This is a genomic window from Citrobacter sp. XY323, from assembly GCF_025106035.1.
GTDB classification, from domain to species: Bacteria; Pseudomonadota; Gammaproteobacteria; order Enterobacterales; family Enterobacteriaceae; genus Citrobacter; species Citrobacter braakii.
In genome coordinates this window covers 669,994-686,342 of sequence record NZ_JANYUK010000001.1, presented here as the reverse complement: position 1 = coordinate 686,342, position 16,349 = coordinate 669,994, and the positions used below count along the sequence as shown (strand labels likewise).

The following is a 16,349-nucleotide window of genomic DNA, read 5'->3' as shown; positions in this document are numbered from 1 at the left end:
AAACCTTTACCAGATCTGATTCTAAGCCTGAGGTAGCATACTGCCCGCGTCCATTTTCTGACATAATGAGCAGATTCGATTTTGCCCCGCAGGAGTCTTCTCATGGAATTTACCGCCGGACTGATGCCGCTTGAAACGGCTCTCTCTCAGATGCTTTCGCGTATTACCCCGCTCACCGCCGTCGAAACGCTGCCGCTGGTTCAATGCTTTGGCCGTATTCTGGCTACCGACGTTGTCTCCCCCATTGATGTACCGGGATTCGATAACTCAGCAATGGATGGCTATGCGGTACGATTAGCCGATTTACAATCTGATCAGCCGCTTGCGGTGGCGGGTAAAGCCTTTGCCGGTCAGCCTTTCCATGGCGAGTGGCCTGCGGGAACCTGCATCCGTATTATGACCGGCGCCCCGGTGCCAGCTGGTTGTGAAGCGGTGGTGATGCAGGAGCAAACGGAACAAACTGACGACGGGGTGCGTTTTACCGCCGAAGTCCGCCGCGGGCAAAATATTCGTCTGCGCGGTGAAGATATTGCAAACGGCGCGGTGGTGTTTCCCGCCGGGACTCGCCTGACAACCGGCGAGCTTCCCGTTCTGGCTTCGCTCGGTGTTGCCGATGCACCCGTTGTACGCAAAGTCCGCGTGGCGCTGTTCTCTACCGGTGATGAACTGCAGTTGCCAGGTCAGCCGCTGGGAGACGGGCAGATTTATGACACTAACCGTCTGACCGTTCACCTGATGCTGCAACAGTTGGGCTGCGAAGTGATCAACCTGGGGATTATTCGCGACGATCCCAACGCGCTGCGCGCCGCGTTTATCGAAGCCGACAGCCAGGCCGATGTCGTCATCAGCTCCGGCGGCGTTTCAGTAGGCGAAGCGGATTACACTAAAACTATTCTGGAAGAGCTGGGAGAAATTGCCTTCTGGAAGCTGGCCATCAAACCGGGCAAACCGTTCGCGTTTGGCAAACTGAGCAACAGCTGGTTTTGCGGTCTGCCGGGTAATCCAGTGTCTGCGGCCCTCACCTTCTATCAACTGGTACAACCGCTCCTGGCGAAACTCAGCGGCAACACCGCCTGTGGACTACCGCCTCGCCAGCGCGTGCGCACCGCCTCACGCCTGAAGAAAACACCTGGCCGTCTGGATTTTCAGCGCGGTGTATTGCAGCGTACCGCTGAAGGCGAACTGGAAGTCACCACTACCGGGCACCAGGGCTCGCATATTTTTAGCTCTTTTAGCCAGGGTAACTGTTTTATCGTGCTGGAGCGCGATCGCGGTAACGTCGAAGCCGGCGAATGGGTTGAGGTCGAGCCGTTTAACGCACTGTTTGGAGGCCTGTAATGGCAGAACTCAGCGACCAGGAGATGATGCGCTATAACCGGCAAATCATTCTGCGCGGCTTCGATTTCGAAGGTCAGGAAGCGCTCAAGGAGGCGCGGGTACTGGTCGTTGGTGTGGGGGGACTGGGATGCGCAGCAACTCAGTACCTTGCAGGCGCTGGCGTCGGGCATTTAACCTTGCTCGACTTTGACACAGTCTCCGTGTCGAACCTCCAGCGCCAGACGCTGCACAGCGATGCGACCGTTGGACAGCCAAAAGTGCTATCCGCCCGCGACGCACTGGCGCGGATTAACCCTTATATCGCCATTACGCCGGTGAATGCGCTGCTGGACGAGAGCGAGATTCACATGCTTATTACCGAACACGATTTGGTGCTGGACTGTACGGATAATGTCAGCATCCGCAATCAGTTGAATGCCGGATGCTTCGCCGCCAGGGTTCCGCTGGTTTCCGGTGCGGCAATTCGCATGGAAGGACAAATTACCGTATTTACCTACCAGGAAGGAGAGCCCTGCTACCGTTGCCTGAGCCGTCTGTTCGGTGAAAACGCCCTGACCTGCGTAGAGGCCGGAGTGATGGCCCCGCTGATCGGCGTGATCGGCTCGTTACAGGCGATGGAAGCCATTAAGCTACTGGCTAACTACGGTAAACCGGCTTCAGGAAAAATCGTCATGTACGACGCCATGACCTGCCAGTTTCGCGAAATGAAGCTGATGCGCAATCCCACCTGTGAGGTCTGCGGGAGTTAGCAGAGAAATCGTCGGCACCGCACTATTGCCAGAGGGCGATGCTAATGCCTCTTATCAGGCCTACAACAGCGCATTGTGTAGGCCGGATAAGGTGTCAGCCGCCATCCGGCAAAACAGACTTACAGAGAAGTGCGTCCAAATGCGCTCTGCCAGTCGTGTTCGAACTTCGCTACGGCAGCATCAACGGCCGGAGAGCTAATCATCTGCTGAGCGACATCCAGCGGCAGCGTGATGGACTCGCAGCCTGCCAGCAGGCAATCCAGCGCCTGACGCGGCGTTTTAAAACTGGCGGCCAGTACTTTGGCGTGCGGGGCATGCATTTTCAGTAAGGTCTGCAGATCGGTCACCGTCTGAATGCCGTCCCCCCCCTGCGCATCCACACGGTTAACGTATGGCGCAACGTATTCGGCCCCCGCTAGCGCAGCTAATAGCCCTTGAGCAGCGCCGTATACCGCGGTACCCAACGTCGGGATCCCTTCTTCTTTCAGCAATTTAATGGCCGTCAGACCTTCTGCCGTGACCGGCACTTTGACCACGATATCCGCAATGATTGCCCGCAGCTTACGCGCATCACTGACCATGCCTTCGGCGGTGGTCGCCATTACCTGAGCAAACAGGCGTCCTTGCCCTCCCATCGCTTCCTGCAGTTGCGGCAGTAACACGTCCAGCGTCTGCTTACCTGCCGCCACAATGCTTGGGTTAGTGGTCACCCCTGCCAGCGGAAAAACCCGCGCCAGAGCTTTTACCGCGTCAACGTCAGACGTATCTAAATAGAGTTCCATAACCTTTCCTCAAACGAATAATTAGCATGAATAAAAGGTAGCACGGCGAAACCTCACGGTTAGTTGACGTACGTCAATATAACTTTCATTCGAAAGTAATTTAATCTTTATACGAAAGATGAGAGGCCGCTTATGATTTTCAATATCCAGCGCTATTCCACACATGATGGTCCCGGTATCCGTACCGTGGTGTTCCTTAAAGGATGCTCTCTGGGCTGTCGGTGGTGCCAGAATCCGGAAAGCCGCGCCCGCACGCAGGATCTGCTCTATGACGCGCGTTTGTGCCTCGACGGTTGCGATCTCTGTGCTCAGGCCGCACCGAAGGTGATTGAACGCGCGCTGAGTGGATTGCTGATTCATCGCGAAAAACTGACCGATGATGCGCTCACGGCGCTTACCCTCTGCTGTCCAACCCAGGCGCTGACCGTCTGCGGAGAGGAAAAAAGCGTGGACGACATCATGGCGACCGTAGTGCGTGATAAACCGTTTTACGATCGCAGCGGCGGGGGTCTCACCCTGTCTGGCGGTGAACCCTTTATGCAGCCAGAACTGGCGGCAGCGCTGCTCAAAGCCAGCCACGATGCAGGTATTCATACAGCGGTTGAAACCTGTCTGCATGTCCCGTGGAAGTATATTGAACCGTCATTACCTGACGTCGACCTGTTCCTGGCCGATTTAAAACATGTCGCCGACGCGCCGTTTAAACAGTGGACCGATGGCAGCGCCTCTCGCGTACTGGAAAATCTGAAAAAACTGGCCGCCGCCGGTAAAAAAATGGTTATCCGCGTCCCCCTGATTCAGGGGTTCAACGCTGACGAAGCCGCTATTCAGGCCATTACCGATTTTGCTGCCGACGAGCTTCACGTCGATGAGATCCATTTTTTGCCCTACCACACGCTGGGCATCAACAAATACCACTTACTCAGTCAACCCTACAACGCACCGGATAAACCGCTTGATGCGCCTGCGCTGCTCGAATTTGCCCAGCAGTACGCCAGCCTGAAAGGTTTAACCGCGACCCTACGAGGATAATCGCCATGACCACTCTGAAACTGGACACACTCAGCGACCGTATCAAAGCGCATAAAACGGCCCTGATTCACATCGTGAAGCCGCCGGTTTGTACCGAGCGCGCCCAGCACTATACCGAGATGTACCAACAGCATCTGGATAAACCTATCCCGGTCCGCCGCGCGCTGGCGCTGGCCCATCATCTGGCGGAACGCACCATCTGGATCAAGCATGACGAACTGATCATTGGTAACCAGGCAAGCGAAGTGCGTGCCGCGCCAATCTTCCCGGAATACACCGTGTCGTGGATTGAAAAAGAGATCGATGACCTCGCCGACAGGCCGGGCGCGGGCTTTGCGGTAAGCGAAGAGAACAAACGCGTGTTGCACGAGGTGTGTCCATGGTGGCGTGGTCAGACCGTGCAGGATCGCTGCTACGGGATGTTTACGGACGAGCAGAAAGGGCTGCTGGAAACCGGCATTATCAAAGCCGAAGGTAACATGACCTCCGGTGACGCACACCTGGCGGTAAATTTCCCGCTGCTGCTGGAAAAAGGTCTCGACGGCCTGCGCCACAAAGTTGATGAACGTCGTTCCCGCATCGATCTGACATGTCTGGAAGACCTCCATGGCGATCAGTTTCTGAAAGCGATTGATATCGTGCTGGAGGCCGTCAGTCTGCACATTGAGCGCTTTGCCGCGCTGGCACGTAAAATGGCGGCCACGGAAACTCGCGCCAGTCGTCGTGATGAACTGCTGACCATGGCGGACAACTGCGATGTTATCGCCCATGAGCCGCCAAAAACGTTCTGGCAAGCGCTACAGTTGTGCTATTTCATCCAGTTGATCCTGCAAATTGAATCAAATGGTCACTCGGTGTCGTTTGGTCGCATGGATCAGTACCTCTATCCGTTCTACCGTCGTGACGTAGAACTGAACCAGAGCCTCGATCGTGAGCACGCCATTGAGCTGCTGCACAGCTGCTGGCTGAAACTGTTGGAAGTGAACAAAATCCGCTCCGGCTCCCATTCGAAAGCCTCGGCGGGTAGCCCGCTGTATCAGAACGTGACCATTGGTGGCCAAAACCTGGTTAACGGTCAGGCAATGGATGCCGTCAATCCGCTCTCCTACGCTATTCTGGAATCCTGCGGTCGCCTGCGTTCTACTCAGCCAAACCTGAGCGTGCGTTATCATGCAGGGATGAGTAATGATTTCCTGGATGCCTGTGTACAGGTGATCCGCTGCGGCTTCGGGATGCCTGCCTTTAATAACGACGAAATCGTCATACCTGAATTCATTAAGCTTGGCATTGAACCGCAGGACGCCTATGACTATGCGGCCATTGGTTGCATCGAAACCGCCGTTGGCGGCAAATGGGGCTACCGCTGTACCGGTATGAGCTTTATTAACTTTGCCCGCGTGATGCTGGCAGCGCTGGAAGGTGGTCGCGATGCCACCAGCGGTAAAGTATTTCTGCCACAGGAAAAAGCGCTCTCGTCTGGTAACTTCAACAATTTTGACGAAGTGATGGACGCCTGGGATGCGCAGATTCGCTACTACACGCGTAAATCTATCGAAATTGAGTATGTTGTCGACACCATGCTGGAAGAGAACGTACACGATATTCTGTGCTCTGCGCTGGTAGATGACTGTATTGAACGCGCGAAAAGTATTAAGCAAGGCGGTGCGAAATACGACTGGGTATCGGGTTTGCAGGTGGGTATTGCCAACCTCGGCAACAGCCTGGCTGCGGTGAAGAAACTGGTCTTTGAACAAGGCGCTATCGGTCAGCAGCAACTGGCCGCCGCGCTGGCCGCCGATTTTGACGGTCTGACCCACGAACAATTACGCCAGCGGCTGATCAACGGCGCACCGAAATACGGCAACGATGACGATAGCGTTGATACGCTGCTGGCCCGCGCTTATCAGACCTATATCAATGAGTTGAAACAGTATCATAATCCACGTTACGGACGTGGCCCGGTTGGCGGCAATTACTACGCGGGTACCTCATCGATCTCCGCAAACGTACCGTTTGGCGCGGCAACGATGGCCACGCCGGATGGTCGTAAGGCGCACACTCCGCTGGCAGAAGGCGCAAGCCCGGCTTCCGGAACGGACCATCTCGGCCCAACAGCGGTAATTGGCTCGGTGGGTAAACTGCCGACCGGTTCAATCCTCGGCGGCGTGTTGTTAAACCAGAAGCTGAACCCGGCCACGCTGGAGAATGAATCCGATAAGCAAAAGCTGATGATCCTGCTGCGTACCTTCTTTGAAGAGCACAAAGGCTGGCATATTCAGTACAACATTGTCTCCCGTGAAACGCTGCTGGAAGCCAAAAAGCACCCGGATCAGTATCGTGACCTGGTGGTCCGTGTAGCAGGTTATTCGGCCTTCTTCACCGCGCTGTCTCCAGATGCGCAGGACGATATCATCGCACGTACTGAACATATGCTGTAATCCCCCTTACCCGGCGGCATTTCGCTTGCCGGGTATTCTTCTTTCGAATGAAATAAATTTGTGCTTTAGCTCACATTGTTATTAAAATGTTTCTGGTCGCAGTTATGAGCCAGGAGCAAGTATGACCATCAAAGTTATCGTCACTGATATGGACGGAACTTTTCTCGACGACGCCAAAAAATACGATCATGCACGTTTTATGGCGCAGTATCAGGAACTAAAAAAACGAGATATTGAATTTGTCGTGGCCAGCGGCAATCAGTATTACCAACTGATCTCCTTTTTCCCGGAACTCAAAGATGAGATCTCTTTTGTTGCCGAGAACGGGGCGTTAGTCTTTGAACATGGCAAACAGCTGTTTCACGGTGAGCTGACCCGCCACGAATCCCGCATTGTCATTGGCGAACTGCTCAAAGATACGCATCTCAACTTTGTGGCTTGCGGCCTGCAAAACGCCTACGTTAGCGAAAATGCCCCCGAGTCCTTTGTCGCATTGATGTCAAAACACTACCATCGCCTGAAACCCGTGAAGGATTATCAGGACATCGATGATGTGCTGTTCAAGTTCTCGCTGAATTTACCGGACCAACAAATCCCATTAGTGATCGATCACCTTCATTCTGCCCTTGACGGTATAATGAAGCCTGTCACCAGCGGCTTTGGGTTTATCGACCTGATCATTCCAGGTTTGCATAAAGCCAACGGAATCAGCCGTCTGCTAAAGCGCTGGAACCTGTCCCCGCAAAACGTGGTCGCCATTGGCGATAGCGGCAATGACGCAGAAATGCTGAAAATGGCGCGCTACTCTTTCGCCATGGCCAACGCGGCAGAGAGTATCAAATCGATTGCCCGCTATCAGACCGATGACAATAACCATCAGGGCGCGCTGAACGTGATTCAGGCGGTGCTGGATAACACTTCCCCTTTTAATTGCTAATCCTGCCCAACCGGGGTATCCCCTTGCCCCGGTTTCCACGCTTTTTCATGTTTCTCACACCATCAAATTTTAAACTTGCGTTAACTAAATTTTAACTTATATTATCACCTGTAAGTTAAATAAGTTTCGAATGAAAGTTAATGCGAGGTGGATATGGCTTTTACTTTTACCAGCGACACGTTGCCCACCGATCACAAAGCGGCAATCCGGCAGATGAAAAAGCAATTGCGTGAACAGCTTGGAGATGTTCAGTCGATTTTCAATCAGTTGAGCGAGGCCATTGCTAATCGCGTGGCGGAAATCAACGACCTCAAAGCGCAAGGCTCTCCAGTATGGCCTGTGTTGTCCTATGCGGATATCAAGGCAGGTCGCGTGAGTGCTGAGCAGCGTGAAGAAATTAAGCGTCGCGGATGCGCGGTCATTAAAGGCCATTTCTCTCGCGAACAAGCCCTCGATTGGGATAGGTCAATGCTGGACTATCTGGACCGCAACCATTTTGACGACGTTTACCAAGGACCGGGCGATAATTTCTTTGGTACCCTGAGCGCGTCGCGACCTGAAATCTACCCCATCTACTGGTCCCAGGCGCAGATGCAGGCCCGTCAGAGTGAAGAAATGGCAAATGCGCAGTCATTTCTCAACCGTCTTTGGACATTTGCAGGCGAAGGTAAGCAATGGTTTAACCCGGATGTCAGCGTTATCTACCCCGACCGCATACGCCGTCGTCCACCGGGAACGACGTCCAAAGGGCTGGGCGCGCATACGGATTCCGGTGCGCTGGAACGCTGGCTTCTGCCGGCATATCAGCAGGTCTTTGCTAATGTTTTCAATGGTAAGCTGGAAGATTACGACCCGTGGCAGGCCGCGCATCGCACTGAAGTAGAAGAGTACACGGTGGATAACACCACCAAATGTTCAGTATTCCGTACCTTCCAGGGCTGGACTGCTCTCTCTGATATGCTGCCAGGTCAGGGGTTGTTGCACGTGGTCCCTATCCCTGAAGCGATGGCCTGGGTACTGTTACGTCCATTGCTTGACGATGTGCCGGAAGATGAACTTTGCGGCGTAGCGCCCGGCAGAGTTCTGCCGATTTCTGCGCAATGGCATCCGCTGCTGATTGAAGCGTTAACCAGCATTCCGCAACTGGACGCCGGAGACTCCGTATGGTGGCATTGTGATGTGATCCACTCCGTCGCACCGGTAGAAAATCAGCAGGGTTGGGGCAACGTGATGTACATCCCTGCCGCACCGATGTGCGAAAAGAATCTGGCCTACGCCCATAAAGTGAAGGCCGCGCTGGAAAAAGGCGTATCGCCGGGTGATTTCCCACGCGAGGATTATGAAACTAACTGGGAAGGACGCTTCACGCTGGATGATTTGAATATCCATGGCAAGCGTGCGCTGGGGATGGAATAATCCGTCCCCTTCCAACGCCTTTAAAACAGTCCGGTTTTCTTCACTACATGACAAAAACCGGATACTTTTTTATTCTATTGATACTGCTGCCAGTTTCCATTTATCATTTTCTTTGAGCATTGTAACGTTAATCTCGCCAGACTCTCCGTTTTTAAACTCTACGCTTCCAGACAAAGAACCAACATCATTTACTACATTGAAACTATCGAAACTGTATTCGCTAATATCATCAAAATGAACAAACTCGGTTACAAGCTTAAAATCCTCGCTGTTCATTTTTCTTTGCAGAAAAGAAGAGCTTGCCTGATAAGCCTGAACATATTGTCCATCGCGGAGCAAATCTATCTCTGTTCGCGCAGCATCCTTCAAATCACCCATCGTGGAAAAAAGGAAAGTGCCAATACCAATAAAAATAATTAGTGCGGCAATCACCGCTCCCGCAATAACAAATTTCCTTTTTTTCTTGTCTGCTAACACACCACGAACCTGCCATCCAGCATCACGAACCATATCAAAAACAGGGTCGGTAATTTCCGTTGATGCAAATTTATAGCCATCAATTTTACCAAAGCTACCATCTTCTTTTTTACCCAAGGATCCCCCAGCAGAAAACTCAAGACGTTGCCCGATTTGGACAGATTTGCTCAATCTGAACCCACCCAAATCTGCATCCCACTCCACATCGGTAGTTTTTTCCCGATAGCTAATCTGCTTTTTACTTTCATCGAAGAACAGTCTTAACTCATATTGTTTTTGCAATCCGTATTGACTGAAGTAATCTATCCACTCAGCATCTACGATATTCCAGGATGCAACAATATCATCGCCATCTTCACGTAAAATGAAAGGATGCTCGTTGCTGTTGTTTAAACTTAGTAAGTTTAATTTAAGATTGGCTAAAGAAAGCGGTTCCATCTGACTTATTTCCTTTCCCTGTGTAGGTAGTTATGGAAAGTATCTTAGCCACAATTGTGGCTAAGATTAATAAGCAGAACTTTTTTTCAGAAAAGTGCGGGGAGAGACTTATTCAATACCTTTACTACGCAGGTAATCTTCGTAGTTACCGGTGAAGTCGATTACGCGTTCCGGCGTAATTTCAATCACGCGGGTTGCCAACGAACTGACGAACTCACGGTCGTGAGAAACGAAGATCAGCGTGCCCTGGTACATTTCCAGCGCCATGTTCAGCGATTCGATAGATTCCATATCCAGGTGGTTGGTCGGTTCATCCATTACCAGAATATTCGGTTTCTGCATCATCAGCTTACCGAACAGCATGCGTCCTTTTTCACCACCGGACAGCACTTTAGCAGGTTTCTTGATATCGTCCTGGCTGAACAGCAAGCGACCAAGGAAGCTACGTACTACCTGCTCATCATCGCCTTCCTGTTTCCACTGACTCATCCACTCGAAGACCGTCAGATCGTTTTCGAATTCGTACTCGTGATCCTGCGCGTAGTAACCAACCTGGGCGTTTTCAGACCATTTCACAGTACCGTTATCCGGCTGTAATTCGCCGACCAGCGTTTTCAGCATGGTTGATTTACCCACGCCGTTGGCACCCAGAATGGCAATTTTCTCACCGACTTCCAGCAGCAGGTTAAAGTTTTTAAACAACGGACCTTCATCAAACCCTTTCGTCAGCGCTTCCACTTCCAGCGCGTTACGGAACAGTTTCTTATCCTGTTCGAAGCGGATGAACGGGTTCTGACGGCTGGACGCCTTCACTTCGTCAAGCTTGATCTTATCAATCTGACGCGCACGAGAAGTCGCCTGACGAGATTTAGATGCGTTGGCGCTAAAGCGGCTGACGAAGGATTGCAGATCGGCAATCTGCGCTTTCTTCTTGGCGTTATCGGCCAGCAGACGTTCACGCGCCTGGGTTGCCGCCGTCATATATTCGTCGTAGTTACCCGGATAAACACGCAGTTCGCCGTAGTCCAGATCCGCCATGTGCGTACAGACCATGTTCAGGAAGTGACGGTCGTGCGAAATGATGATCATGGTGCTGTCACGCTCGTTCAGCGTCTGTTCCAGCCAGCGGATGGTGTCGATATCCAGGTTGTTCGTTGGTTCGTCGAGCAGCAGAATGTCCGGGTTAGAGAACAGCGCCTGTGCCAGAAGCACACGCAGCTTCCAGCCGGGGGCGACTTCGCTCATCGGGCCGTAATGCTGTTCTACCGGAATACCTACGCCCAGCAGCAGTTCACCCGCACGCGCTTCCGCAGAGTAGCCGTCCATTTCGCCATACTGAACTTCAAGGTCAGCAACTTTATAGCCGTCTTCTTCGCTCATTTCGGCCAGGGCGTAAATGCGATCGCGCTCCTGCTTTACTTCCCACAGTTCACCGTGACCCATGATCACGGTGTCAAGCACGGTGAACTCTTCAAAGGCGAACTGATCCTGACGCAGCTTACCAATACGCTCGTTCGGCTCGAGGGAAACGTTGCCCAGCGTCGGTTCGAGGTCGCCGCCGAGAATTTTCATAAAAGTGGATTTACCGCTACCGTTCGCGCCAATCAGGCCGTAACGGTTGCCGCCGCCAAATTTGACGGAAATATTTTCAAACAGCGGCTTACTGCCGAACTGCATGGTGACGTTGCTGGAAACTAACACTGGCGTATCCTGAAAGAGAAAGAAATATGTGACGAACCGCTTATTATGCCATAAGTCTGCAATAAGATCGCGCCTTGATGCTGAAGGGATAAAGTGAAAGCAAAAGGAAAAAAATGTGATTTAGTACACATCCGAATTCCTTGTTGCTCAGATTGCACATATAATGCGTGCCCAACACTACATAAATCTCAACCCACTAGCCTGCCTGGCACTGAATCTCGCATACATGAACATGAATATGAAATTAACAACGCTTTTCGCGGCGGCACTCGCAATAGTTGGTTTTTGTAACACCGCTTCTGCCGTCACGTACCCGCTGCCTACCGATGGCAGCCGTTTGATCGGCCAAAACCAGGTCATCACTATTCCTGAAGGCAACACCCAACCGCTGGAGTATTTTGCGGCGGAGTATCAGATGGGTCTGTCTAATATGCTGGAAGCCAACCCGGGCGTGGATACCTTCCTGCCGAAGGGCGGCACTGTACTGAACATACCTCAGCAATTGATCCTGCCGGATACCGTGCATGAAGGTATTGTTATTAACAGCGCTGAAATGCGTCTGTACTACTACCCGAAAGGCACCAACACCGTTATTGTTCTGCCGATCGGTATTGGTCAGTTGGGCAAAGACACGCCAATCAACTGGACCACCAAAGTAGAACGTAAAAAAGCGGGCCCAACCTGGACGCCAACGGCAAAAATGCATGCGGAATACCGCGCTGCGGGCGAACCGCTGCCAGCCGTTGTTCCGGCAGGTCCGGATAACCCGATGGGCCTGTACGCGCTGTATATCGGTCGCCTGTACGCCATCCACGGCACCAATGCTAACTTCGGCGTCGGCTTACGCGTAAGCCACGGTTGCGTGCGTCTGCGTAACGACGACATCAAATTCCTGTTTGAAAATGTGCCGGTCGGCACCCGCGTACAGTTTATCGATGAGCCGGTAAAAGCCACGACTGAACCAGACGGCAGCCGTTACATCGAGGTACACAACCCACTGTCTACCACTGAAGCACAGTTCGAAGGCGGGGAAATCGTACCGATTACGCTGAACAAGAGCATTACCAGCATCACCGGTCAGTCTGACGTCGATCAGGCCGTCGTTGAGCAGGCGGTACAGAACCGTTCAGGTATGCCGGTTCGTCTGAACTAAGCATCAAAACTGCCCTTTCGCCTTATCGGGCCTACTTAACCTGTAGGCCCGATAAGCGCCAGCCCCATCGGGCACCATCCTCACATCACCTGCAATAAACCATACCCTACCAGCGCCGCCCATATTAGCATCGGCACCGAATACCAATGAAAACGCCACCAGATCCGTCGATCGTTTGCCATCCGTAAAGCAATAAGATTCGCCAGCGATCCCGGCAACAACCCAAAACCGCCCACATTGACCGCCCAGGCCAGCAGCAGCGTTGGCGGGACGTAGTTCAGCAGCAAAATCGTGCTGGGAACATTACTGATAAACTGCGACAGGCCAATGGCCGTCAACCAAAGCCCCGGCGCTGAAAGCGTGCCAATCTGGTGGGTAATCTCCTGCAAGGCCGGGAGTTGCGTCAGCAAGTGCACATCAATGAACATCGCCATAAACACCAACAGCAGTGTCCAATCCACGCTGAGGATCACGCTGCGAGCCAGCACCATGAATCCTGCCGCGACGATCGCCAGGCCCCACAGTTCTTGTTTTAACTCCAGTGCCGCCAGGAAAATGATATACAGCCCCAGACAGCTCCACACCAGGCGCGGTTGCCAGTCAGGCGCGCGCGTACCGGTATGATAATGCAAAGCTTTATGCGGGAAACTGAACCAGCACAGCACCACCAACGTCAGCATCATGGTCCCCGCAAGCGGCGCCATCTGCCAGGTAAACGCGGTAAACGATAAGCCGGAGCGTCCCCACATCAGAATGTTTTGCGGATTACCTATTGGCGTGAGCAACGATCCGGCGTTTACCGCCAGCGCCTCAAAGATAATCAGGCGATTTACAGGAATGGCGCACAATTTTTTCAGGGTGATCGTCAGCGGAACAACAATAAACAGCGCAACATCGTTGGTCAGAAACGTCGACAGCAGCGCTGCCGCCAGCACCATAAATATCGCCAATTGACGTTCGGTGTTAAAGCGCCGGGTCATCTTGCGCCCTAACACATCGAAGTAACCGCTTAGCTCCACGCCTTTGGTCAGTAACATCAGGCCGCTAAGTGTAATAATCGTGTGCCAGTCTATCGCCCCCGGCCACGACCGTGGCGTAAATGGCACGAACAGGCTCAGTACAACCCCGACGATGATTAACAGCTGAAAAAAGCGATCGCGCTGTAAGGCGCGTAGTAAAGGAAAACTCATTCAGAGCCTGTGCCTTGCTGTTGCGTAAACCGGCTAAAAGCCTCCAGCGTTTCCTTACTGACGTGATGCTCCATTCCCTCCGCATCGCGACGGGCAATTTCCGGGCTGATACCTAACATCAGCAGGAAATTCTCCACAATCTGGTGACGCTCCCGACTCTCCTGAGCCAGTCGTTCACCTTCTGCGGTTAAAAACACGCCCCGCCAGGGGATCATTTCAATCAACCCAACTGAAGCAAGACGCTTAAGCATTTTAGCAACCGTCGGCTGGGAAACCCCAAGCCGTGCGGCCATATCTACCTGGCGCGCTTCACCCACCTCAATAATGAGATCGGAAATCAGCTCTACGTAGTCATCAATCAGCTCACGGCGATGTGCCTCCCGGACCTGACGAAATCCTTCAACGTGTTCTTCGACATTCACCAATTGCGTCACTTTTTTTGTTGTTGGCATACCTGCGCGACGACTCATTCTGCTTCCTCGTTACTGTGACGCGTTAACGGCATCTGATTAGAGAACGCTCATTGTAAACCAGAGTTGCGTGGGCACAAAAAATTAACGTTTTAGCAATAGCTATATAATATAGCCTGTGCTATATCTGTATATAATAAAGACATCCCTCAAGGACTGATGGGATCGTGAAGTCAGGAGGTTTATATGAATGAATTTAAGAGGTGTATACGCGTGTTTAGCCACTCTCCCTTTAAAGTACGGTTAATGCTGATCTCTATGCTGTGCGACATGATTAACAGCAAACCAGAGCAGGATAAGCCTGCAGATAAATAATGCGGCGTCGCGGTACGCCGCTTCATTTTCCTGCCGTAACTCGGATACGGTGATCGTTTTCGTGCCAATAACCCTTCTTTTTGTCAGATTTGCCACGCCCCTCGCAAAACAATTTCTTAGTAGTAGTTGACCTTCTCTTGCACACACTCTATCTTTTCGCAGCCCTGCATATATTGCGGCTCGCGGATGCGGACCCTATCCCCCTTCTCGCTCTCTCAGGCAGGCAATGACCCTTAGCGCCAGGGTAAGCACATGGCGTTTTTGTAACAGTGGCATATGAATTTAACCCTCAAAGATTCAATCATTGCTCGTAGCCGGGCGATTAGTCCGTGGACTGGCCTCTATTTCTTACAGTCTCTGCTGATCAACCTTGCGCTGGGCTATCCGCTTAGCCTGCTCTATAGCGTTGCTTTCACCTGTATATTGATGCTGCTGTGGCGCAGCGCCCCGCGTGCGCAGAAAGTGCTGATTGGCATTTGCTCGCTGGTAGCGGCAATGTACTTCCCGTTTGGCCAGGCTTACGGTTCACCGAACTTCAATACCTTGCTGGCGCTGCACTCAACCAATATGGAAGAGTCTACTGAAATCCTGACCATCTTCCCCTGGTACAGTTATCTGGTTGGGGTGTTTATTTTCGCCCTCGGTGTTATCGCTGTACGCCGTAAAAAAGAGGTGCCGCAGCGTAGCTGGAATAAGTTCGACAGCATTTGTTTGCTGTTCAGCGTTGTCGCGTTCTTTGTAACCCCGGTGCAAAACCTGGCCTGGGGCGGCGTGTTCAAGCTGAAAGACACCGGCTATCCGGTTTTCCGCTTTGCCAAGGACGTTATCGTTAATAACAACGAAGTGCTCGACGAACAAGAGCGTATGGCGAAGCTGGCGAGCGTGAAAGACAGCTGGACGGTAACCGCCGTGAAGCCGAAGTATCATACCTACGTGGTGGTCATCGGCGAAAGCGCCCGCCGCGATGCGTTAGGCGCTTTTGGTGGTCACTGGGATAACACGCCGTTTGCCAGTTCCGTTAACGGCTACATCTTCGCGGATTACATCGCGGCAAGCGGTTCGACACAAAAATCACTCGGCCTGACGCTAAATCGGGTGGTCGACAATAAACCCCAGTTCCAGGATAACTTTGTCACTCTGGCCAACCGCGCGGGATTCCAGACGTGGTGGTTCTCCAATCAGGGACAGATTGGTGAATACGATACGGCCATCGCCAGCATTGCGAAGCGAGCTGATGAAGTTCAGTTCCTCAAAAGCGGTGATTTCGAAGCGGATAAAAATACCCGTGACGAAGCGTTGTTGAAGATGACCGCCCAGGTGCTGGCAACCGAGCGCACTCAGCCACAGCTTATCGTGCTGCATTTAATGGGCTCGCATCCGCAGGCCTGCGACCGGACGCAGGGTAAATACGAGACTTTCGTCCAGTCGAAAGAGACATCTTGCTATCTGTACACCATGACGCAGACGGATGACCTGCTGCGCCAGCTTTACGATCAGTTACGTAACAGCGGTAACAGCTTCTCAATGGTCTATTTCTCCGATCATGGCCTCGCGTTTAAAGAGCGGGGGAAAGAGGTGCAGTACCTGGCGCATGACGATCAGTTCCAGCAGAATTTCCAGGTACCATTTATGGTGCTGTCGAGCGATGATAAAGCGCACCGGGTGATTAAAGCCCGTCGCTCCGCCAATGATTTCCTCAGCTTTTTCTCGCAGTGGACGGGGATAAGCGCGAAGGAAATCACCAACAGCTACCGCTTTATTTCTGAGAAAAAGGCTGGCCCGGTGTACATCACCAACTTCAAATTGCAGAAGGTGGACTACAACCATCTGGGTACCGACATCTTTGAGACCAAATCTCGTTAATCTCTGAATTGCACACAAAAAAAATCCGCCCCGAGAGGCGGATTTTTTGT

At 52.4% G+C, this 16,349-nt stretch carries 14 protein-coding genes; 9 read left to right on the top strand and 5 right to left on the bottom strand.

The window, feature by feature from the left end:
* The first annotated feature begins 102 nt into the window (after positions 1 to 102).
* Positions 103 to 1,338: a molybdopterin molybdotransferase MoeA gene (moeA, locus tag N0B36_RS03210; RefSeq protein ID WP_115190784.1), complete on the top strand. Its 1,236-nt coding sequence runs from the start codon at positions 103 to 105 to the stop codon at positions 1,336 to 1,338.
* Positions 1,338 to 2,087 (top strand): molybdopterin-synthase adenylyltransferase MoeB, encoded by a 750-nt coding sequence (moeB, locus tag N0B36_RS03205; protein WP_259686058.1) that lies wholly within the window; start codon positions 1,338 to 1,340, stop codon positions 2,085 to 2,087. The genes moeA and moeB overlap by 1 nt, the downstream gene beginning before the upstream one ends.
* A gap of 119 nt (positions 2,088 to 2,206) precedes the next feature.
* On the opposite strand, the gene fsa is transcribed toward moeB, so the two are convergent.
* Complete coding sequence (fsa, locus tag N0B36_RS03200; protein WP_019076360.1) at positions 2,207 to 2,869, bottom strand: fructose-6-phosphate aldolase; 663 nt, start codon at positions 2,867 to 2,869, stop codon at positions 2,207 to 2,209.
* Positions 2,870 to 3,001: 132 nt separating this feature from the next.
* Between fsa and N0B36_RS03195 the strand changes: the two genes are divergently transcribed.
* From N0B36_RS03195 to N0B36_RS03180, 4 genes are all read left to right on the top strand, one after another.
* Complete coding sequence (locus tag N0B36_RS03195; protein ID WP_259686057.1) at positions 3,002 to 3,901, top strand: glycyl-radical enzyme activating protein; 900 nt, start codon at positions 3,002 to 3,004, stop codon at positions 3,899 to 3,901.
* A 5-nt stretch (positions 3,902 to 3,906) separates the two neighbouring features.
* Positions 3,907 to 6,339 carry a formate C-acetyltransferase/glycerol dehydratase family glycyl radical enzyme gene (locus tag N0B36_RS03190; RefSeq protein WP_259686056.1) on the top strand — a complete coding sequence of 811 codons (2,433 nt, stop codon included), beginning with the start codon at positions 3,907 to 3,909 and terminating at the stop codon, positions 6,337 to 6,339.
* Between the two features lie 121 nt (positions 6,340 to 6,460).
* Entirely contained in the window at positions 6,461 to 7,276 is an 816-nt protein-coding gene (locus N0B36_RS03185) for a Cof-type HAD-IIB family hydrolase (protein ID WP_259686055.1), read from the top strand.
* Positions 7,277 to 7,429: 153 nt separating this feature from the next.
* Positions 7,430 to 8,692, top strand: coding sequence for a DUF1479 domain-containing protein (locus N0B36_RS03180; protein WP_235116579.1), 1,263 nt, complete (start codon positions 7,430 to 7,432; stop codon positions 8,690 to 8,692).
* 69 nt (positions 8,693 to 8,761) lie between these two features.
* Here the strand turns inward: N0B36_RS03180 and N0B36_RS03175 are convergent, their stop codons facing one another.
* Entirely contained in the window at positions 8,762 to 9,607 is an 846-nt protein-coding gene (locus N0B36_RS03175) for a hypothetical protein (protein ID WP_103766074.1), read from the bottom strand.
* A gap of 108 nt (positions 9,608 to 9,715) precedes the next feature.
* Positions 9,716 to 11,308, bottom strand: a complete 1,593-nt coding sequence (locus N0B36_RS03170) for an ABC-F family ATPase (protein ID WP_259686054.1) — start codon at positions 11,306 to 11,308, stop codon at positions 9,716 to 9,718.
* Between the two features lie 232 nt (positions 11,309 to 11,540).
* Between N0B36_RS03170 and ldtB the strand changes: the two genes are divergently transcribed.
* Entirely contained in the window at positions 11,541 to 12,461 is a 921-nt protein-coding gene (ldtB, locus tag N0B36_RS03165) for a L,D-transpeptidase (protein ID WP_003035268.1), read from the top strand.
* Between the two features lie 80 nt (positions 12,462 to 12,541).
* Here ldtB and N0B36_RS03160 read toward each other — a convergent pair whose 3' ends face one another.
* Positions 12,542 to 13,651, bottom strand: coding sequence for an anion transporter (locus tag N0B36_RS03160; protein WP_259686053.1), 1,110 nt, complete (start codon positions 13,649 to 13,651; stop codon positions 12,542 to 12,544).
* Complete coding sequence (gene mntR, locus N0B36_RS03155; protein WP_003831586.1) at positions 13,648 to 14,121, bottom strand: manganese-binding transcriptional regulator MntR; 474 nt, start codon at positions 14,119 to 14,121, stop codon at positions 13,648 to 13,650. Before mntR ends, N0B36_RS03160 begins: the two co-directional genes overlap by 4 nt.
* 186 nt (positions 14,122 to 14,307) lie before the next feature.
* Here mntR and mntS point away from each other — a divergent pair, with 186 nt between their 5' ends.
* Together mntS and N0B36_RS03145 are read left to right on the top strand one after the other, a co-directional pair.
* Positions 14,308 to 14,436: a manganase accumulation protein MntS gene (mntS, locus tag N0B36_RS03150; RefSeq protein ID WP_016152374.1), complete on the top strand. Its 129-nt coding sequence runs from the start codon at positions 14,308 to 14,310 to the stop codon at positions 14,434 to 14,436.
* A gap of 276 nt (positions 14,437 to 14,712) precedes the next feature.
* Positions 14,713 to 16,299, top strand: coding sequence for a phosphoethanolamine transferase (locus N0B36_RS03145; protein WP_016152373.1), 1,587 nt, complete (start codon positions 14,713 to 14,715; stop codon positions 16,297 to 16,299).
* Positions 16,300 to 16,349 lie beyond the last annotated feature (50 nt).

Coding starts and splice junctions, on each gene's coding strand:
- moeB (WP_259686058.1), top strand. CDS start 1,338: ATGGCAGAACTCAGCGACCAGGAGATGATGCGCTATAACCGGCAAATC.
- N0B36_RS03185 (WP_259686055.1), top strand. CDS start 6,461: ATGACCATCAAAGTTATCGTCACTGATATGGACGGAACTTTTCTCGAC.
- mntS (WP_016152374.1), top strand. CDS start 14,308: ATGAATGAATTTAAGAGGTGTATACGCGTGTTTAGCCACTCTCCCTTT.
- N0B36_RS03180 (WP_235116579.1), top strand. CDS start 7,430: ATGGCTTTTACTTTTACCAGCGACACGTTGCCCACCGATCACAAAGCG.
- N0B36_RS03145 (WP_016152373.1), top strand. CDS start 14,713: ATGAATTTAACCCTCAAAGATTCAATCATTGCTCGTAGCCGGGCGATT.
- N0B36_RS03190 (WP_259686056.1), top strand. CDS start 3,907: ATGACCACTCTGAAACTGGACACACTCAGCGACCGTATCAAAGCGCAT.
- fsa (WP_019076360.1), bottom strand. CDS start 2,869: ATGGAACTCTATTTAGATACGTCTGACGTTGACGCGGTAAAAGCTCTG.
- N0B36_RS03160 (WP_259686053.1), bottom strand. CDS start 13,651: ATGAGTTTTCCTTTACTACGCGCCTTACAGCGCGATCGCTTTTTTCAG.
- N0B36_RS03195 (WP_259686057.1), top strand. CDS start 3,002: ATGATTTTCAATATCCAGCGCTATTCCACACATGATGGTCCCGGTATC.
- ldtB (WP_003035268.1), top strand. CDS start 11,541: ATGAATATGAAATTAACAACGCTTTTCGCGGCGGCACTCGCAATAGTT.
- N0B36_RS03175 (WP_103766074.1), bottom strand. CDS start 9,607: ATGGAACCGCTTTCTTTAGCCAATCTTAAATTAAACTTACTAAGTTTA.
- mntR (WP_003831586.1), bottom strand. CDS start 14,121: ATGAGTCGTCGCGCAGGTATGCCAACAACAAAAAAAGTGACGCAATTG.
- moeA (WP_115190784.1), top strand. CDS start 103: ATGGAATTTACCGCCGGACTGATGCCGCTTGAAACGGCTCTCTCTCAG.